The sequence below is a fragment of the Marinobacter similis genome (assembly GCF_000830985.1).
In the GTDB taxonomy this organism is placed as follows: Bacteria; Pseudomonadota; Gammaproteobacteria; order Pseudomonadales; family Oleiphilaceae; genus Marinobacter; species Marinobacter similis.
In genome coordinates this window covers 859435-879779 of the sequence record NZ_CP007151.1, presented here as the reverse complement: position 1 = coordinate 879779, position 20345 = coordinate 859435, and the positions used below count along the sequence as shown (strand labels likewise).

The 20345-nt window shown below is 58.4% G+C and carries 8 protein-coding genes and 10 pseudogenes; 3 read left to right on the top strand and 15 right to left on the bottom strand.

Translation table 11 applies throughout. The features are described from left to right. Nucleotides 1-48: 48 nt before the first annotated feature. The 3 pseudogenes from glmM to ftsH form a co-directional block, all read right to left on the bottom strand. Nucleotides 49-1391 (bottom strand): annotated as a pseudogene (gene glmM, locus AU14_RS03985) (phosphoglucosamine mutase). After that, nucleotides 1391-2219, bottom strand: a pseudogene (folP, locus tag AU14_RS03980) (dihydropteroate synthase). The pseudogenes glmM and folP overlap by 1 nt, the downstream one beginning before the upstream one ends. An 87-nt stretch (nucleotides 2220-2306) precedes the next feature. Next, nucleotides 2307-4231, bottom strand: a pseudogene (gene ftsH, locus AU14_RS03975) (ATP-dependent zinc metalloprotease FtsH). A 415-nt stretch (nucleotides 4232-4646) separates the two neighbouring features. On the opposite strand from ftsH, the gene yhbY reads away from it, so the two are divergent. Further along, complete coding sequence (gene yhbY, locus AU14_RS03970) at nucleotides 4647-4958, top strand: ribosome assembly RNA-binding protein YhbY (protein WP_041339102.1); 312 nt, start codon at nucleotides 4647-4649, stop codon at nucleotides 4956-4958. A 74-nt stretch (nucleotides 4959-5032) separates the two neighbouring features. On the opposite strand, the pseudogene greA reads toward yhbY, so the two are convergent. The 8 genes and pseudogenes from greA to grpE all read right to left on the bottom strand — a co-directional run bounded on the left by greA (nucleotide 5033) and on the right by grpE (nucleotide 14847). Further along, nucleotides 5033-5493, bottom strand: a pseudogene (gene greA / locus AU14_RS03965) (transcription elongation factor GreA). A 22-nt stretch (nucleotides 5494-5515) separates the two neighbouring features. After that, nucleotides 5516-8732, bottom strand: a pseudogene (gene carB, locus AU14_RS03960) (carbamoyl-phosphate synthase large subunit). Between the two features lie 90 nt (nucleotides 8733-8822). Next, a pseudogene (locus AU14_RS23665) lies at nucleotides 8823-9383 on the bottom strand (carbamoyl phosphate synthase small subunit); the annotation flags it as partial. Nucleotides 9384-9459: 76 nt separating this feature from the next. Then, a pseudogene (locus AU14_RS23660) lies at nucleotides 9460-9952 on the bottom strand (carbamoyl-phosphate synthase domain-containing protein); the annotation flags it as partial. Nucleotides 9953-10202: 250 nt separating this feature from the next. Then, a complete protein-coding gene (gene dapB / locus AU14_RS03950; RefSeq protein WP_041339099.1) occupies nucleotides 10203-11003 on the bottom strand; it encodes a 4-hydroxy-tetrahydrodipicolinate reductase in 801 nt (266 codons plus the stop codon). A 25-nt stretch (nucleotides 11004-11028) separates the two neighbouring features. Next, a pseudogene (dnaJ, locus tag AU14_RS03945) lies at nucleotides 11029-12161 on the bottom strand (molecular chaperone DnaJ). A gap of 79 nt (nucleotides 12162-12240) precedes the next feature. Further along, a pseudogene (gene dnaK / locus AU14_RS03940) lies at nucleotides 12241-14154 on the bottom strand (molecular chaperone DnaK). A gap of 90 nt (nucleotides 14155-14244) precedes the next feature. Next, entirely contained in the window at nucleotides 14245-14847 is a 603-nt protein-coding gene (gene grpE, locus AU14_RS03935) for a nucleotide exchange factor GrpE (protein WP_041339096.1), read from the bottom strand. Between the two features lie 286 nt (nucleotides 14848-15133). On the opposite strand from grpE, the pseudogene recN reads away from it, so the two are divergent. Next, nucleotides 15134-16812: pseudogene (recN, locus tag AU14_RS03930) on the top strand (DNA repair protein RecN). Between the two features lie 87 nt (nucleotides 16813-16899). Here recN and fur read toward each other — a convergent pair. Next, nucleotides 16900-17310 (bottom strand): ferric iron uptake transcriptional regulator, encoded by a 411-nt coding sequence (gene fur / locus AU14_RS03925; RefSeq protein WP_041339094.1) that lies wholly within the window; start codon nucleotides 17308-17310, stop codon nucleotides 16900-16902. 122 nt (nucleotides 17311-17432) lie between these two features. Here fur and AU14_RS03920 point away from each other — a divergent pair, with 122 nt between their 5' ends. After that, nucleotides 17433-17759 carry an outer membrane protein assembly factor BamE gene (locus AU14_RS03920; RefSeq protein ID WP_041339091.1) on the top strand — a complete coding sequence of 109 codons (327 nt, stop codon included), beginning with the start codon at nucleotides 17433-17435 and terminating at the stop codon, nucleotides 17757-17759. Between the two features lie 10 nt (nucleotides 17760-17769). Here AU14_RS03920 and AU14_RS03915 read toward each other — a convergent pair whose 3' ends face one another. From AU14_RS03915 to AU14_RS03905, 3 genes are all read right to left on the bottom strand, one after another. Next, nucleotides 17770-18051: an RnfH family protein gene (locus AU14_RS03915; RefSeq protein WP_041339088.1), complete on the bottom strand. Its 282-nt coding sequence runs from the start codon at nucleotides 18049-18051 to the stop codon at nucleotides 17770-17772. Further along, nucleotides 18051-18494 carry a type II toxin-antitoxin system RatA family toxin gene (locus AU14_RS03910; protein ID WP_041339085.1) on the bottom strand — a complete coding sequence of 148 codons (444 nt, stop codon included), beginning with the start codon at nucleotides 18492-18494 and terminating at the stop codon, nucleotides 18051-18053. Before AU14_RS03910 ends, AU14_RS03915 begins: the two co-directional genes overlap by 1 nt. A 66-nt stretch (nucleotides 18495-18560) precedes the next feature. After that, nucleotides 18561-20336, bottom strand: a complete 1776-nt coding sequence (locus AU14_RS03905; RefSeq protein ID WP_236744363.1) for a sodium-dependent transporter — start codon at nucleotides 20334-20336, stop codon at nucleotides 18561-18563. Between the last annotated feature and the right edge of the window lie 9 nt (nucleotides 20337-20345).

The window sequence follows — 20345 nt, the reverse complement described above, 5'->3', positions numbered from 1 at the left end:
AACTATACAGCAGTCCCTCCCGACAGACAACCGCCTGAAAATACGAAATTAAGCGGAGGAATTTTCAACCACTACGGCCAGCTCATTGGCGATACGATCAATCGTCTCGGCGTCCTGGCCCTCGGTCATTACCCGAATCAGCGGCTCGGTTCCGGAGGCCCGCAACAGCACGCGACCGGCCTCGCCCAACTCGGCCTCAGCCTTGCGCACGGCGCTGGCAATATCTTCGCGGCTGTGGGGATCGAAACGCTCGGCCACCCGGACATTCACCATGGTCTGCGGCAGCTTGCTCATGGTGCGGCGCAGTTCAGCCAACGGCTTGCCCGACTTGTAGACTGCCAGCAAGACCTGCAGCGCAGAGACAATGCCATCACCGGTGCTGGTGCAATCGCGAATCACCATGTGACCGGAACCTTCACCGCCGAGCACCCAATCATTCGCGATCAGGCGCTCCATGACATAGCGATCGCCCACTTTGGCGCGTTCGAACTCAATACCCTGCTCCCGCAGTGCAAGCTCGACACCCAGATTGGTCATCAGGTTCCAACCACGCCACCCTTGAGCCGACCCTCGGCAAAGCGCTGACAGGCAATCACATACAACAACTCATCACCGTCGACCTCGGAACCGTCGCGGTCCACCATCAACACCCGGTCGCCGTCACCATCGAAGGCAATACCCAGATCGGCGCCGCGACTAACCACGGCCTGTTTCAACGCACCCAGTTCGGTGGAGCCAACATTCAGGTTGATGTTCAGCCCGTCCGGCTCACCACCGATGACCGAGACATTCGCACCGAGCTCACGGAAGACTTTGGGAGCAACGTGATAGGTGGCGCCATGAGCGCAATCGAGGACGATTTTCATGCCATCAAGACTGAATTCGTTCGGCACTGTACTTTTGCAGAACTCGACATAACGGCCGGGCGCGTCATCTACCCGGGATGCTTTACCCAACTCCCCGGACGCGCACACCTCCAGAGGCTGATCGAGCCAGCGTTCGATCTCGGTTTCAAGAGCATCGTCGAGCTTGGTACCGGCTGCCGAGAAGAACTTGATGCCATTGTCATGGTGCGGGTTGTGGGAGGCGCTGATCACAATACCGGCAGACGCACGAAAGGTTCGGGTGAGGTAGGCAATGGCGGGCGTTGGCATGGGGCCCAACAGTTTCACGTCCACACCGGCGGCGGCGAGGCCTGCCTCCAGAGCGGATTCAAACATGTAACCGGACAGACGGGTGTCCTTACCGATCAGCACACTGTTGCGCTGGCCGTCGCGTTTGAACGCCTGCCCAGCAGCCCAGCCCAGGCGCAACATGAACTCGGGCGTGATCGGAGACTCGCCGACCCGGCCACGGATGCCATCGGTTCCAAAGTATTTTCTGTCGGACATTAGCGCGCCTCCTTCATTGCCGTTACTACCTTAACGGCATCCACTGTTTCACGGACATCATGCACCCTGACGATGCTGGCCCCTTTCATGGCGGCTATTGTCGCGGCCGCAAGGCTTGCGGGCAACCGTTCATTTACCTCGCGCCCGGTGATCGCGCCCAACATGGACTTGCGCGACATACCAACCAACAGCGGGTGACCCAGCACATGCAGCTGCTCCATGGCAGCCAGCAGCTGAAGATTGTGCTCCAGGGTTTTACCGAAACCGAAGCCGGGATCCAGGATAATATTCTCCGGCCGTATCCCGGCCGCCTCCGCCACCCGCATACGCTCGGTCAGGAAGGAACTGACTTCGCGGCAGACATTCCGGTATTCCGGACGCGCCTGCATGGTTTCCGGTTCGCCTTGAATGTGCATGATGCAGGCGGGAATATCCGCCTTGCTACCGCCTCAGGCGCTCCTTCGCGCTGCAGGCCGCGAACATCGTTAATGAGCCGGCACCAAGGGCAGCAGTTTCTGCCATCACCTCAGGAGCACTGGTATCTACTGAAACCACCACATCGAGCTCTTTGGCAATGGCTTCAACCACCGGACACACCCGGTCCAGCTCTTCCTGAACCGACACCGGTGTTGCGCCCGGGCGCGTTGATTCGCCACCCACATCAATAAACATGGCCCCGTCTGCGGCCATTTGCCGAGCCCGGGCAATGGCAACCTCGGGGCGATTAAACTGTCCGCCGTCGGAGAAGGAATCAGGCGTGACATTAAGAACACCCATCACGTAGCACCGAGCCATATCCAGCCTGCGGCCAGCGAAGTTCATGTCCATAACGAATCCTGTCGAGGGTCTGCAAAAACAAACGCCGCCCGGAATCCGGGCGGCGCATGGGTCTTACTTACGGTCGTACGAGAGGCGTCAGTGCTCGCCGGCAGGCCGGCCAACATCAGGCTGGCGACCATCGTCAGAGCCCTTGGACTCAGACGCCGGCTCTTCAGCCGTCACGCCACCGGTGGGGCCACTGTCACCCCAGCCTTTGGGCGGACGAGGCTCTCGACCTTCCATGATGTCGTCAATCTGGAAGCGGTCGATGGTCTCGTACTTCATCAGCGCGTCGGCCATCAGGTCCAGCTTGTCACGATTATCGATCAGCAACTGACGCGCCTTTTCGTAGCACTCGTCAATGATGTTGCGAACCTCTTCATCAATCCGCTGCGCGGTTTCCGGCGAGTACACAGTCTGCGCCTGCCCAGCGGAACGGCCAAGGAACGGCTCTTCGCTGTCGGTATCATACTGCAGCGGACCCAGCTTCTCGGACAGACCCCAACGGGTAACCATGTTGCGAGCCAGGCTGGTCGCCCGCTCGATGTCGTTGGAGGCACCGGTAGTAACGCCGTCGAAGCCAAGGGTCAGCTCTTCCGCAATCCGGCCACCGAACAGGCTACAAATAGAGCTGATCAGGAAGCGTTTGCTATGGCTGTACTTGTCTTCCTCGGGCAGGAACATGGTGACACCCAGGGCCCGACCACGAGGAATGATGCTGACCTTGTAGACAGGATCATGCTCCGGCACCAGGCGACCAACAATGGCGTGACCTGATTCGTGGTAGGCGGTGTTCCGCTTTTCCTTCTCGCTCATGACCATGGACTTGCGCTCGGCGCCCATCATGATCTTGTCTTTGGCGAGCTCGAACTCTTCCATCGATACCAGGCGCTGGTTCCGACGAGCCGCAAACAGCGCAGCCTCGTTTACCAGGTTGGCCAGATCGGCACCGGAGAATCCTGGCGTACCACGAGCGATCAGCTGCTCAACGCCGTCCGCCAAAGGCACTTTCTTCATGTGCACTTTCAGAATCTGCTCACGGCCAATGATGTCGGGCAAACCAACTACGACCTGACGGTCGAAACGTCCGGGACGCAGCAGCGCCGGGTCCAGAACATCCGGACGGTTGGTCGCGGCGATCACGATAACACCTTCATTACCTTCGAAGCCGTCCATCTCAACCAGCAACTGGTTCAGGGTCTGCTCACGCTCGTCGTGACCACCACCCATGCCAGCGCCACGATGGCGACCGACGGCATCAATCTCGTCGATGAAGATGATGCACGGGCTCTGTTTCTTGGCCTGCTCGAACATGTCACGTACCCGGGAGGCACCAACACCCACGAACATTTCCACGAAATCGGAACCGGAAATGGAGAAGAACGGCACCTTCGCCTCACCCGCGATGGCTTTCGCCAACAGGTTTTACCGGTACCCGGCTGGCCGACCATCAACACGCCTTTCGGAATGCTGCCGCCCAGACGCTGGAACTTGCTGGGATCCCGAAGGAAATCCACCAGCTCTTTCACGTCTTCTTTGGCTTCATCGACACCGGCTACGTCGGCAAACGTGGTCTTGATCTGATCTTCACTCATCAGACGCGCCTTACTCTTACCGAACGACATGGGGCCTTTGCCGCCACCGCCGCCCTGCATCTGACGCATAAAGAACACGAACAACGCGATGATAATCAGAATCGGGAAAGCCGCCACCAGCAACTGTGTCCACAGGCTCTGACGCTCTGGCTCCTTACCGATAACCTCGACGTTGTTAGCCAGCAGATCATCCATCAACTTGTTGTCGGAGACCTGGGGCCGGATTGTCTGGAACTGAGAGCCGTCACCACGGGTACCCTGAATTTCCAGACCATCGATCGTCACTTTATTGACCTGGCCCTGCTGGACCATCTCAACAAACTGCGAATAATTGACTTGTTGTCCGCTGGTGGTGGGAGAGAAATTCTGAAACACCATCAGCAGTACTGCGGCTATGATTAGCCAGAGAACCAGATTTTTTGCCATATCGTTCAAGGATCATCACCTGTGAATTGAAGGACTACCCCGTAGGCACCGCCCTTTTCTGACACCTTACACCAATTGTACGCCCGTCCACCAGAAACGGCCCATCCGTAACGGCCACATACCGGCGCGCCGGAATCCAGTGTTTGTGCCGCCTGGACCCTATAACATTTGGCCATAATCAAATAGTGGGCGCAGAATCTGAAATTACAACAGGCCGCCCTTCAATCAACCAGCCAGCCCGGCAAAATCCGGCAATTTCCATGCTTCGCCGGCGTTTCAAGACTCAACCCACGCATCGTAAGTGTTAACAGCCATTTTTACCCAATAGCGATCTGTTACAATCGATCCATTGTACGAATTTGTCAGCGTCATCACGCTGACGTTTTGTTAATTGCACCGATAAAGAGATTGCATCATGAGCCTTTCACCGGAACAGCGCCGGGAATACCGGGCCATTGCCCACAATTTGAAGCCGGTCATCATTGTTGGTGACAAAGGCCTGTCCGAAGGTCTTCAGGAAGAACTCGAGCGCGCACTCAACGACCACGAGTTGATCAAGATCAAGATCGCCAATCCCGATCGTGAAGCTCGCCAGGAAGCAGTAAACGCCCTGTGTGAATCAGCGGGCGCGCAACTGGTTCAGTCCATCGGCAAGATTGCGGTTATCCTGCGCCGGGCCAAGAAGCCAAACCCGAAGCTGTCCAACCTGCAGCGCTACAAGAGCTGATTGCAGGCGCGATTCGGACATAAAAAAGCCGGCTGGGTCACCCCAAGCCGGCTTTTTTGTGGACCTGCGCCTGATCAGACGTATTCCACTTCCTCGATTTCGTATTCCACGGTGCCCGAGGGCACACGAATCGCCACGACATCGCCTTCGCTTTTGCCCACCAGGCGCGGGCAATGGGGGATGAAATCGAAATCTTGCCGGCTTTGATGTCGGCCTCATCCTCGCCCACGATCTTGTAGACCACCTGCTCGTCGCTATCCATGTTCAGCAGATGAACCGTGGTGCCGAAGATCACCTTGCCGGTGTTGTCCATGGTGGTGACATCAATCACCTGGGCCGCGGACAGCTTGCCTTCAATTTCCTGAATGCGGCCTTCGATGAAGCTCTGCTGCTCGCGAGCGGCATGGTATTCCGCATTTTCTTTCAGATCGCCGTGCTCACGGGCATCAGAGATCGCCGCAATCACCCGGGGGCGATCTTCCGACTTCAGCTTCTGAAGCTCCTCACGGAGGCGGGACTCGCCCGCCGTAGTCATTGGTACTCTGTCAGCCATAGTCTTACTTTCCTGCGTGAAGATCCTGGAGGCGACGTACAGTGCGCTCAGGGCCGAACTTAATGGCCCGACAGAACGCTTCGCCGCCTGCCAGTGTGGTTGTGTAAGTCACCTTGGTCTGCAACGCCGACTGGCGAATCTGCGCCGAGTCCGAAATTGCCTTGCGACCTTCAGTGGTATTGATAATCAGCTGAACCTGACCATTCTTGATGGCATCAACAATGTGCGGGCGGCCTTCGCGAACCTTGTTAACCCGCTCAGCGTCGATACCGGCCTCTTTCAAAGCCTTGGCAGTGCCGGTGGTGGCAATCAGCTTGAAACCGGCGTCAGACAGATCGCGCGCGACTTTCACCGCCTCCGCCTTGTCGACGTCCCGAACCGACATAAAGGCAGTTCCCTGCACCGGCAGACGCTCACCTACCGCCAACGCGGCCTTGGCAAAAGCTTCGTCAAAGCTGTCACCCAGGCCCATGACCTCGCCGGTGGACTTCATTTCCGGCCCCAGGATAGGATCCACCGCCGGGAACTTATTGAACGGGAACACAGACTCTTTCACCGCATAATAGGTCGGGATAATCTCCTTGGTGAAGCCCTGATCCGCCAGGGATACACCGGCCATCGCCCGCGCCGCGACTTTCGCCAGGGACACACCGATCGCCTTGGAAACAAACGGCACCGTCCGGGAGGCGCGCGGGTTGACCTCGATCACGTAGATCTCGCCATCCTGCCAGGCCAGCTGTACGTTCATCAGCCCGACCACGTCCAGCTCGATGGCCATCTTCTTCACCGCGTCGCGCATTTCATCCTGCACTGCCTGAGACAGGGTATACGGCGGCAGCGAGCAAGCAGAGTCACCGGAGTGCACGCCGGCCTGCTCGATGTGCTGCATGATGCCGCCGATGACGACATCCTTGCCGTCGCAGATAGCGTCGATGTCGACCTCAATGGCGGCGTTCAGGAAGTGGTCCAGCAGCACCGGGCTGTCGTTGGACACCAGCACGGCGTTGCGCATGTAGCGCACCAGTTCTTCTTCGTCGTAAACAATTTCCATGGCACGACCACCCAGCACGTAGGACGGACGCACCACCAGCGGATAACCGATTTCACGGGCCGCCAGAATGCCTTCTTCGTGACTGCGCACGGTGGCGTTTTCCGGCTGCTTCAGACCCAGACGGGTGATCATCTGCTGGAACCGCTCACGGTCTTCGGCGCGGTCAATGGCATCCGGGCTGGTACCGATGATGGGCACACCGGCGGCTTCCAGGCCACGGGCCAGCTTCAGTGGCGTCTGGCCACCGTATTGCACGATCACACCCTTGGGCTTCTCGACGTGAATGATTTCCAGCACGTCTTCCAGGGTGATCGGCTCAAAGTACAACCGGTCAGAGGTGTCATAATCGGTGGACACGGTCTCCGGGTTGCAGTTGATCATGATGGTTTCGTAGCCGTCTTCACGCATGGCCAGGGCCGCGTGGACACAGCAGTAGTCGAATTCGATGCCCTGGCCAATCCGGTTCGGGCCACCACCGATCACCACGATCTTGTCGCGATCACTGGCGTCCGCCTCGCACTCTTCCTCATAGGTGGAGTACATGTAGGCGGTGTCAGAGGCAAACTCGGCGGCGCAGGTATCCACCCGCTTGTAGACCGGACGGATGTCCAGATCGTGGCGCAGCTTGCGCAGGCTGACTTCAGAGATACCCAGCAGCTTGGCCAGACGGGCATCGGAGAAGCCCTTGCGCTTGAGACGGAACAGCGTGGCCTGATCAATGTCAGCCTTGCCGGCCGACTTCAGCGCCTGCTCTTCCCGGACCAGATCCTCGATCTGAACCAGGTACCAGGGATCAACCTTGGTGTGTTGGAACACGTCGTCCACGGTGTAACCGGCCCGGAACGCATCGCCGATATACCAGATGCGCTCGGCACCGGGCACGTTGAGTTCGCGGGTCAGAGTTTCCTTGGAGTTCTGGGTACTCAGGTCCTCCAGCTTCTCATCGAAGCCTTCGGAGCCGACTTCCAGACCACGCAGGGCTTTCTGCAGGGATTCCTGGAAGGTGCGACCGATGGCCATCACCTCACCCACCGATTTCATCTGTGTGGTCAGGCGGGCGTCGGCCTGCGGGAATTTCTCGAAGGTGAACCGCGGGATCTTGGTGACCACGTAATCGATGCTGGGCTCGAACGAAGCTGGCGTGACGCCACCGGTGATTTCGTTGCGCAGCTCATCGAGGGTGTAACCCACAGCCAGCTTGGCGGCGACCTTGGCAATCGGGAAGCCAGTGGCCTTGGACGCCAGCGCCGATGAACGCGACACCCGCGGATTCATCTCAATCACCACCATGCGCCCGGTGTCCGGTTGATTCCGAACTGAACGTTAGAGCCGCCGGTTTCAACACCGATTTCACGCAGAACCGCCAGCGAGGCGTTCCGCATGATCTGGTATTCCTTGTCGGTCAGAGTCTGGGCCGGAGCCACGGTGATGGAGTCACCGGTGTGTACGCCCATGGCATCGAAGTTCTCGATGGCACAGACGATGATGCAGTTGTCCGCCTTGTCGCGGACCACTTCCATCTCGTATTCCTTCCAGCCGATCAAGGACTCATCGATCAACAGCTCGTTGGTCGGCGACAGGTCCAGGCCACGAGTACAGATTTCTTCAAACTCGTCCCGGTTGTAGGCGATACCGCCACCGGAACCACCCATGGTGAACGACGGGCGAATGATGCAGGGGAAGCCGATGTCGTCAGCGACCTTCCAGGCCTCGTCCATGGTGTGGGCGATGGTGGCACGGGGGCATTCCAGGCCAATCTTCTTCATGGCCTTGTCGAACCGGTCCCGGTCCTCGGCCTTGTCGATGGTGTCGGCGTTGGCGCCGATCATCTCAACACCGTGCTCCGCCAGCACGCCGTGCTTTTCCAGGTCCAGCGCGCAGTTCAGGGCAGTCTGGCCACCCATGGTCGGCAGCACCGCGTCCGGCTTTTCTTTCTCAATGATCTTGGCGACGGTTTTCCAGGTGATCGGCTCGATGTAGGTGGCGTCGGCCATGACCGGGTCGGTCATGATGGTCGCCGGGTTGGAGTTCACCAGAATAACCCGGTAACCCTCTTCCCGCAGGCCTTACAGGCCTGTGCACCAGAGTAGTCGAACTCGCACGCCTGCCCGATCACAATGGGACCTGCGCCCAGGATCAGGATGCTTTGGATGTCAGTACGTTTTGGCATGTCTCGGTAAACCTGTCAGCAACTTTTAGAATTCTTGCAGCACTAATGGCGGCGCGTGTGTTCCCGGGCCCGAGGCCCGGGAACCTGCCCTCAGGCAGTCCGGGCTTCCATCAGCCGGATAAACTCGTCAAACAGCGGCGCCACGTCGTGAGGACCGGGACTGGCTTCCGGGTGACCCTGGAAACTGAACGCCGCCTTGTCGGTACGCCGGATTCCCTGCAAGGTGCCGTCAAACAGGGATTTGTGGGTTGCCGTCAGAGTAGCCGGCAAGGAACTCTCGTCCACCGCAAAGCCGTGGTTCTGGCTGGTAATCATTACGGTGCCGTCTTCGGTGTTCTGCACCGGATGGTTGGCACCGTGGTGGCCGTGGCCCATCTTCATGGACTTGGCGCCACTGGCCAGGGCCAGCAACTGGTGACCGAGGCAAATCCCGAACACCGGAATCTCGGTTTCCAGCACTTCCTGAATAGCCTTGATGGCGTAGTCGCAGGGCTCGGGGTCGCCGGGGCCGTTGGACAGGAAGACGCCATCGGGGTTCATCGCCAGCACATCTGCAGCCGGCGTCTGGGCCGGAACCACCGTGATATCGCAACCGCGGGAAGCGAGCATCCGCAGGATGTTGAACTTAACGCCGTAATCGTAGGCACAACTTTGAATCGGGCTTCACCACGTTCGCCGTAGCCGTTATCCAGCGTCCATTCACCTTGAGTCCAGTTCCAGATTTTCTCTGAGGTGACTTCCTTGGCCAGGTCCATACCCTTCAGCCCCGGGAACGTTTTGGCCAGCTCCAGCGCGCGTTCGGCGGCGGCATCAGCACCGGCAACCACAGCGCCATTCTGGGAACCTTTGTCCCGGAGAATGCGCGTCAGGCGTCGGGTATCGATGTCGGCAATGCCGACAATGTTGTTGGCTCGGAGGTACTCATCCAGGCTGCCGGTGCTGCGCCAGTTACTGGCCATCAACGGCAGATCGCGAATGATCAGGCCGGCAGCCTGAACCCGGTCGGATTCCACATCCTCTTCATTCACACCGGTGTTGCCGATGTGGGGATAGGTCAGGGTTACGATCTGGCGAGAATAGGACGGATCAGTCAGGATTTCCTGGTAGCCGGTCATGGCGGTGTTGAACACTACCTCACCGCTGGTTTCTCCATCAGCGCCAATGGCAGTGCCATAGAACAGGCTTCCGTCTGCGAGTGCTAGGATTGCGGGTGTGCTCAAGGCTTGTATCCTCATCGAGTGGCGTATCGGTTCGTCACGAACAGGAACGCAAGCGCAAATTCAGGTCGCAAAAAAGCGAGAGGGAGTCAAAACTCCGTCCCGCTTTTTGTTGTCCGGGAACGACTTAGGCGCTCCGGGCATTTTTAAAACCACGCTTGGTGCAGTTAAACCGCCTTATTGTAAAAAAAGTGCGGCTTTCTGTCCATGTATAATCACCGGCCAGCTCAAATGCCAGGCCCTGCGTTCACGCTTACTTCAGTGACAGCACGTCCTGCATGTCGTACAGGCCGGCCGGCTTATCCGCCAACCACAATGCCGCACGCATGGCGCCCTTGGCAAAGGTCATCCGACTGCTAGCCTTGTGAGTCACCTCAATGCGCTCGCCCTCGGTGGCGAACAGCACGGTGTGATCACCCACCACATCGCCGGCGCGAATGGTCTCGAAGCCGATTTCCTTGCGGGTACGCTCACCGGTAAAGCCTTCACGGCCGTACACGGCGCACTCCTTCAGATCGCGCCCGAGCGCATCGGCCACCACTTCGCCCATGCGCAGCGCGGTACCCGAAGGGGCATCCTTCTTGTGACGGTGATGGGCCTCGATGATTTCGACATCGTAGTCGTCACCCAGGGTTGCCGCCGCAGTCTGGAGCAGGTTAAGCACCACGTTAACGCCAACACTCATATTAGGCGCAAAAACCACCGGCGCCGACTCGGCGGCCAGTGCCAGCTGCTGTTTTTCAGCCTCTGACAGACCGGTGGTACCGACCACCAGCATCTTGCCATTGGCCTTGCAGAACTCGGCATTGGCCAGGGTCAGATCCGGGAAGGTGAAATCGATGAGCACATCGAAATCCGCCTTCACGTCTTCCAGGGTACCGGCCAACCGGACTCCGGTCTTGCCAATACCTGAAAGCTCACCGGCATCGGCGCCCACCAGACTGCTGCCTGGCTCGACCACGGCCGCACCCAGCTCCAGTCCCTCGGTACCGTCTACGGCTTCGATCAACACCTTACCCATGCGCCCGGCTGCGCCGATGATTGCTACCCTCATGATCACACTTCCCTTTAATCCGCCGTCAGAATTTCATTTCGTCGAAGAAGCTTTTCACACCTTCGAACCAGGAGGTCTTCTTCGGAGCATGCTGATTGCCGTCGCCGCCGTCCAGTGTTTGCTGGAACTCCTCGAGCAGATCCTTCTGACGCTTGGTCAGATTGACCGGCGTTTCGACCATCACCCGGCACAGCAGATCACCGGACGGACCACCACGCACCGGGCTCACACCCTTGTTGCGCAGACGGAACAGTTTGCCGGTCTGAGTTTCTGCCGGAATCTTCAGCTTAACGCGACCATCGAGGGTCGGCACTTCCAGCTCACCACCGAGTGCGGCATCAACGATGCTGATGGGAACCTCGCAATAGAGGTTGCGACCGTCACGGGTAAAGATCGAGTGCTCACGCACGGCAATCTGCACGTACAGGTCGCCCGGAGGACCACCGTCCATACCCATTTCGCCCTCACCAGACAAACGGATACGATCACCGGTATCAACACCCGGCGGCACTTTCACAGACAGAGTCTTTTCTTCCTGAACCCGGCCTTGTCCATGACAGGATTTGCACGGATTCTTGATGATCTGGCCAGAACCCCGGCACGTCGGACAGGCCTGCTGCACAGTGAAGAAACCCTGCTGCATACGCACCTGACCCATACCCTTACAGGTACCGCAGGCTTCCGGCGTTGAGCCTTTTTCCGCACCGCTGCCGTCGCAGGTATCGCACTCGCGGTGACCCGGGATCTTGATCTCTACGGTCTTGCCGCGAACAGCTTCTTCCAGGTCCAGCTCCAGCGTGTAGCGCAGATCCGCACCACGGGAAGTCCGGCCGCGACCACCGCCGCCACCGAAGATGTCACCAAATACGTCCCCGAAGATATCGGAGAAGCTGGAACCACCGCCACCGCCGCCGAAGCCGCCACCGGCCTGGCCGTCAACGCCGGCGTGACCGAACTGGTCGTAGGCGGCGCGTTTCGAATCGTCGGCCAGAATCTCGTAAGCTTCGCTGGCCTCTTTGAACTTGTTCTCGCGTCGGTGTCGTCCGGGTTACGGTCGGGGTGATACTTCATCGCGAGCTTGCGATAAGCTCGCTTGACTTCCTTCTCGTCCGCATCCCGGGAAATACCGAGAATGTCGTAATAATCGCGCTTGGCCATGCTTTAAAACCCTGTTTTTTAAACGCGGAAAACGCGGGGGACTCCCCCGCGTTTTCCAACTGCCTGATGTACGTCAGATTTACCGCTTGTCGTCGTCTTTGACTTCTTCAAACTCGGCATCAACGGCGTCGTCAGACTGCTGGCCCTGGGCTTCTTCCTGCCCTTCGGCCTGCTCCGCCTGATCCGCGTACATCTTCTGAGCCAGCTCAGAAGAGACTTCGGTCAGCTTCTGGGTCTTGGCTTCGATGTCGTCCTTGTCGGACCCGGCCAGGGCTTCTTCCAGCTCTTTGATGGACGCTTCGATAGACTCTTTCTCGCTTTCGCTGACCTTGTCGCCAGCTTCAGTCAGAGTCTTACGAACCGCGTGCACCATGGCGTCGCCTTGGTTACGGGTCTGCACCAGTTCTTCGAACTTGCGATCTTCCTCGGCGTTGGCCTCGGCGTCCTGCACCATCTTCTCGATCTCATCGTCGTTCAGACAGAAGAGGCCTTGATCACGATGGACTGCTCTTTGCCAGTCGCCTTGTCCTTCGCCGACACGTTCAGGATGCCGTTGGCATCGATGTCGAAGGTAACTTCGATCTGCGGCACACCGCGCGCTGCCGGCGGGATGTCGGCCAGATCGAAACGGCCCAGCGACTTGTTCTGGGCGGCTTGCTTACGCTCACCCTGAACCACATGGATGGTGACCGCTGTCTGGTTGTCATCCGCAGTGGAGAACGTCTGCGACTTCTTGGTCGGGATCGTGGTGTTCTTGTCAATCAGCGGAGTAGCCACGCCACCCATGGTTTCGATACCCAGGGTCAGCGGAGTTACATCCAGCAGCAGCACGTCTTTCACGTCGCCAGACAGTACGGCGGCCTGGATGGCAGCACCCATGGCTACGGCTTCGTCCGGGTTAACGTCTTTACGAGCTTCTTTGCCGAAGAACTCTTTAACCTTTTCCTGAACCAGCGGCATACGGGTCTGACCACCGACCAGGATAACCTCGTCGATCTCACCGGCCTTCATGCCCGCATCCTGCAGAGCAACTTTACACGGCTCCAGGCTCCGCTGAACCAGATCTTCTACCAGCGACTCGAGCTTGGCGCGAGTCAGCTTGACGTTCATGTGCTTCGGACCGCTGGCATCGGCAGTCACGTACGGCAGATTCACGTCGGTCTGCTGGCTGCTGGACAGCTCGATCTTGGCCTTTTCACCAGCTTCCTTCAGACGCTGCATCGCCAGGGAATCGCCACGCAGGTCGATACCGCTGTCTTTCTTGAACTGGTCGGCGAGGTATTCGATGATTTTCATATCGAAGTCTTCACCACCCAGGAAGGTGTCACCGTTGGTGGCCAGTACTTCGAACTGGTGCTCGCCATCAACGTCAGCAATTTCAATGATGGACAGGTCGAAGGTACCGCCGCCCAGGTCATAAACCGCTACGGTGCGATCGCCGCTCTTCTTGTCCAGGCCATAGGCCAGGGCTGCTGCGGTCGGCTCGTTGATGATCCGCTTAACTTCCAGACCAGCAATCTTACCGGCATCTTTGGTGGCCTGACGCTGGCTGTCGTTGAAGTAGGCCGGAACGGTGATAACCGCTTCGGTTACTTTCTCGCCCAGGTAGTCTTCTGCAGTCTTCTTCATCTTCTTCAGAACTTCTGCAGAAACCTGCGGTGGGGCCATCTTCTCGCCCTTCACTTCAACCAGCGTCGCCGTTGTCGGCCTTGGCAATCTTGTACGGCACCATCTTGATGTCTTTCTGAACCACGTCGTCTTCAAAACGACGACCGATCAGACGCTTGATGGCGTACAGGGTGTTGTGCGGGTTGGTCACCGCCTGACGCTTGGCAGACTGACCTACCAGGGTTTCGCCATCGTCGGTGTACGCGATGATCGAAGGTGTAGTGCGATCACCCTCGGCGTTTTCAATGACCTTTACCTTGTCACCATCCATGATGGCCACGCAGGAGTTTGTGGTTCCCAGATCGATACCAATAATCTTGCTCATTGAATCACTCCAATTCTTCTGAATGCTTTCCCGGGGAAGTCACCCCGGCTTTGACCATTTACTGGCTATATTGGCGCTTTAATCAGCTTTTCAAGCCTGCTCATCAATTTTTGGTGCGTCTTCTGCCTTGGCAACGACCACCATGGCCGGACGGACAACGCGGCCATTCAACAGGTAGCCCTTCTGTACCACGGCTACGATACTGTTCGGCTCAGCGTCCGGTGACGGCACCATGGACATAGCTTCGTGCTGCTGTGGATCGAACGGCTCACCTACAGGGTTAAGCTGCTCGACGTTGAACTTGCCAAGGCTGTTCATGAACAGGTTGAGGGTCATCTCAACACCCTCGCGAATGGACGCAACCAGCTCACCGGCATCTTCACTACCCTCGGTGCTCTCAACGGCCTTCTCAAGGCTATCGGCAACAGGCAGCAGCTCTTTCACGAACTTCTCGAGGGCGAACTTGTGAGCCTTTTCAACGTCGATTTCGGCACGACGGCGCACGTTCTGCATCTCGGCCTGGGAGCGCAGCATCTGCTCTTGCGCTTCCTTAACCTGGGCTCTCAATGCGTCCACTTCAGATTCTTCACCTTCCACAACCTCGCTTTCGGCCTGTGCCTCTTCGGCCGCAGCTTCAGTTGCTTCCTTCAGCTCGTCTTCAACCTGTTCGTTGCGGTTCTCGTCGTTGCTCATGAGTTCTCCTGCTAGCTATCCGGTGGCCGATCACGGGACGGCCAATTGAACATGGCTTCCGACCGCAGCGAGCCGGAAAAATATAGATGCGATCCGATATGGGGCCCCGCTCGCAGGTTTCAACCACCCCGCCATTCAATCCGGAAGATTTTCCGGGCTACACAGTTTGCAAACAGCAAAAACCCTGTATATATTCACAGTCACTGTATATACCAACAGTAGTCGGCAGGCGCCCAACATCGGGCAGGGCCATGCCAGTATTTCGAAGGACGCGGAGGTTACCTGCATGCTCACACAGCTGACAGTTTCCAATTACGCCATTGCCGAACGGGTCGAGCTCCAGTTCAGCAAAGGCATGACAGCACTGACCGGTGAAACCGGCGCCGGCAAATCCATTGTTCTGGATGCCCTGGGGCTGGCAATGGGCGGCCGGGCAGACGCCGGCGCCGTCCGCCATGGCGCCAAGCGTGCAGACATCACCGCCACCTTTGACGTAGCCAATATCCCCGAAGCTGCCGACTGGCTGACCTCCCACGAACTCGATGACGACAACGACTGCATCCTGCGCCGCGTAATCAGCAAAGACGGCCGCTCGCGGGCCTACATCAATGGTCAGCCCTGCCCGCTTGCGCACCTGAAAGATCTGGGCGGCGTGTTGATGGATATCCACAGTCAGCATCAACACCAGTCACTACTGCGCAAGGAAACCCACCGCAAACTGCTGGACGAGTTTGCCGGCGTGGAACCGCTGGCCGCCGACACCCACGCCGCCTTCAAGGCCTGGAACCAGACCCGCCAGCGCCTGACCGAGCGTCAGCAAAACGCGGACGAAACCGAAGCCAAGCTGCAGCTATTGCGCTACCAGGTTGAAGAACTGGACCGACTGGCCCTGGAAGATGGCGAACAGGAACGGCTGGAAGAAGAGCAGGCGCAACTGAGCCAGGCCGACGCCGTGCTGCACAGCAGCCACCAGGCAGCCCTGTTGTGCACCGAAGAGGAAACCAGCGCAGCCGGACTGGTACGCCAGGCCCTGCAGCAGCTAGAGCAACTACCGGTGGAAGTTCATGCGCTGGCCGACACCCTGCAAATGCTCAGCGAAGCCCAGATTCAGATCAGCGAAGCCGGCGACAACCTGCGCCGCTTCGTTGACGATTACGAAGCGGATCCGGCCCGACTTGCGGAGGTCGAAGAACGACTCAGCGCCATTTACCAGATGGCCCGCAAACACCGGATCGGCCCGGAAGAACTGCCTGAACTGCACCAGCGACTGAGCGCGGAACTGGCCGAACTGGATGGCGGCGCCGGCAGCCTGGAACAACTGGAAGCAGAACTGGACAGCCAGCGCGCCACCTTTGATGAACTGGCCACCAAACTGACCGACGCTCGCGAACGCGCCGCCGTGGAACTGGATCAGCGCATTGCCGGAGAACTGGCACAGTTGAGCATGCCCAACATGCAGTTCGTCACTCACCTGAATCGCAACAAAGGCGACGAACCTGCACCTCACGGCCAGCAGGACATTGAGTTCCTGGTCAGCGCCAACCCCGGCCAGCCAGCACGCTCGCTGGCCAAGGTGGCATCCGGTGGCGAATTGTCACGCATCAGCCTGGCCATTCAGGTAGTGGTCGCGCAGACCTCCACCACACCTACCCTGGTGTTTGACGAGGTGGACGTGGGTATTGGCGGCGGCACCGCCGAAGTGGTTGGCCGGCTACTGCGCGCACTGGGTGAAAATGGCCAGGTTCTGTGCGTGACTCACTTGCCGCAAGTGGCGGCGCAATGTCACCAGCACCTGTTTGTCAGCAAGTTCACTGAACGGGACGCCACCTTCTCGAAAATCGAGACGCTGGATGATCAGGGCAGAATTGACGAAGTAGCGAGAATGCTGGGCGGGTTGATATGACTGAGCACACTATTGCGCATGCCCGGGAGATGTTTTCCAAGGGACAGGCAACCCACCACTAGGCCACCAGACACACTATCCCCCTCTCGATCCTGAGAGCTGTTTGGGGCGGGCTAAAACCCGCCCCTTTTTTGTATATGACTTTTTGCTTACGACTTAATCGGCTTTACGTACAGGATCAGGCTGTGATCGACGATCTCGAAGCCATGCTCCTTCGCGATTTTCTGCTGACGCTCTTCGATGATCTCATCAACGAACTCGATAACTTGGCCGGTCTGGGTGCAGACCATGTGATCATGATGGTCGTCGCCGGCCATCTCGAACACCGCGTGACCACCTTCGAAGTTGTGGCGCAAAACCAGGCCCGCCGCTTCGAACTGAGTCAGCACCCGGTAGACCGTCGCCAGGCCCACGTCATCGCCCTGCTCCAGCAGTTTTTTGTACACGTCCTCGGCACTGAGGTGATGCTCTTCGGAAGTTTCCAGAATATTGAAGATTTTCACTCTCGGCAGAGTAACTTTCAGACCGACTTTGCGTAATTCGGTGTTTTCAGATGACATGTTACGATTCACTCTTTGGTGTGTCTCTCGGCTTCCGGTATGATGAAGCCGCCTTGAAACGGTTACCCCGTGCCACACCCGCCTCAGGCGGGCGATTTTAAGATAGAGGATTTCCCCCCGCGATGCAAAAGCTCACAGCTCTGATTCTCACTCTCATCATGGCCGGTTGTGCCTTCCCTGGCGTGTATAAAATCAACGTCCAGCAAGGCAACATTGTGACCGATGAGGAGCTGACGGCATTGACCGCGGGCATGCCTCGCAGCCAGGTGCATGCAGTGATGGGAACGCCCTTGATGCTGAATCCGATTGATTCATCCAGGGAATATTACGTGTATACCTTCCAGCGTCGCGGCGGTGACATTCAGGAACAGCGCATCATCGTGTACTACAACGACGACCAGTTTTCCCACTACGAAGCCCAGCTACTGGAAGAAACGCCCGCCTACTGAGCCAGAACGCTCAGCCTTTCTTCTTGGCCCGGTTCAGACGTGCCTGCTTCGGGTCGATCTGGAGCGGGCGATAGAGCTCAACCCGATCACCTTCCCGCAATGGATGCGCGGACGGATCCTTGATCACCTTGCCAAAAATGCCCATGTCGATGCCATCGGGATCGATTTCCGGGAAGATCCCAACAATGCCGGACAGCTTCACCGCCTCGAGAGCAGTCGTGCCCTGCGGCACCGTCACCGGCACGATTTCCTGCCGATCCGGACGAGCATAAGCCACTTCCACATGGGGCATTACGTCGCCCCCATATACAGCTGGTCGGCCCGCTTGCAGAAGGCATCCACCATGGTCGCGGCGGCCTGATTGAACACCGTGCCAAACGCCATGCGCGACAGCGAGCCCGTGAACTCGAACTCCAGCGTCAGGATCACCTTGCAGGCGTCGTCACTCAGCGGCTTGAAATGCCAGCGACCCGCCAGATTCCGGAACGGACCATCCACCAGGTTCATCTCAATAACTTCAGGTTGCTGCAACTGATTGCGGGTGGTCAGAGTGTGGCGCACACCACCCTTGGCAATTTCCATCGACGCGGTAATCTCGTCCGCGTTCTGCTCATGAATTTCAGTGTTGGCACACCACGGCAGAAACTCCGGGTAACGGGCGACATCGTTTACCAGATGGAACATGCGCTCGGCCGAGTGCATGACAAGGGCTGTTTTATCGATCTGATGGGGCATGGAAACCGACGGTCCTGCTGGCAGACATTCAAAAAGGTATACGTATAGCTAAACAGCTACGATTGATCAGACACTATGATAAAGGATCTCGCCGTCTTTGGGGGCATTTTCGCCGGGTTCGGACTCCTCCGCTGGCTCCTCTGCACCTGAGTCACCGGCAGGCAAAGCCTTCTCCCCCTGCTCACCAGCTGCACCAGGCTTTGGCTCTGGCGCAGGGGCGGGTTCCTCCAACAGAGATTCTTCACCGGGCTCAAACAGCACAGTGGCGGGCTGGCTACACCAGATGCCGTCGCTGCCGGATTCACACAGATTGGTCAGTGAAAAAGCGGTGTACTGAATGCCGATGTACGCCACCACCACTGGAAGCACCAGGCGCATCACCCAGAACCAGATCCCCTCAAACAGCTTCGGCGCCTGACCCAGAATCTGGCTCGACAGACCGCGGGTAATGCGCCACCCGGTGAACACCGACACCAGAATGGCGACAGCTGGGATCAGGAGACCACCGGTAATCAGCTCCAACCAGCGAAACACCGTGGCACCGGCCATCCGGTCACTGGCCCAAACGTTGAATGACAACAACGACGCCAGCCCCGCGAACCAGACCGCAAGACCAATAATCAGCGCCGACCAGCCCCGGGGGGCGCCGGTCCATTCACGGAACCAGCCCACCACCGGCTCCATCAATGCCAGCGAGGTGGTCCAGACAATCATCACCGTCAGCAGAAAGACCACGGCAATCACGAACTGACTGATGGGGAACTCCGCCAGGGTCACCGGCAGCGACACGAACAACAGGTCAAAGCCGCGCTCACCGTCAAAACTGGTGCCACCCGTTGCCACCGAGAAAATCATCAGGCCGGCAACAATGGCCACCAGGGTGTCCATGAGCACTACCGCCAGGATCGAACGCTTCAAGCGGGTGCCCGGTGCGGTGTAAGCACCGAAGATCGCCCACACCCCCATACCAAGGCCCAAAGTAAAGAAAGCGTGAAACAGCGCCGCCTTCACACTCGCGAAGCTGACATCCTCGGGATGGGTGGCCAGAATGTGCTCAATGGCGCCATCGATCCGACCGTGCCAGACCGCCAACGCAAACAACGCCATCATCAACACCAGGGCGCCAGGCACGACAACCCGCAGCGCGCGCTCAAGCCCGCTCACCACGCCCTGGATCGACACCCAGATCACCAATACCAGGAACAGCGCGTGCCAGCTCATGAACACCCGGTATTCCCGGGGATCAGACACCAGGCCGGCGAGAATCTGGGTGGCCCCGGCCTGATCAATGCCGGAAAACTTCCCCATGGCGCCATAGAACACGTAGGCCAGCGCAATGGAGCCAAATACCGCGGTGAACGACAACACCAGAAACGCCGCCAGGATGCCCAATCGGCCCACAATGAGCCAGGCATTGGACGCTTTGGCACTGCGGACAAAACCGTCGAGCGCCAGCACCAGGCCATGACGGGAGTGCCGGCCTAACGCCGCCTCTGTGACCATCAATGGCAAGGTCACCAGGAGCAGGCAAGCCAGGTAGATAAGGATAAAGAGCCCGCCACCGTGCAGGCTGGCAAGATAGGGAAACTGCCACAGGTTGGCGAGCCCGACAGTGGCACCCAACGCGGCCCAGAAAAACGTCGATTTACGGGTAAAGGACCGATGTGTGTCTGATACGGCGTAGGCATTCGCGTCCCTGGTAGATTCTGGCCTGACATTGTAGCTGATCGACTCGCCCACGCACGACAAGACAAAGCCGATCGCGGCGATTTCGTGACCGGTCTGGCAGTCCTGAGCTACAATGGCCGTTTTGCCGGCGACCATGCCGGCCAATTCGTTCATTCGTCCGAC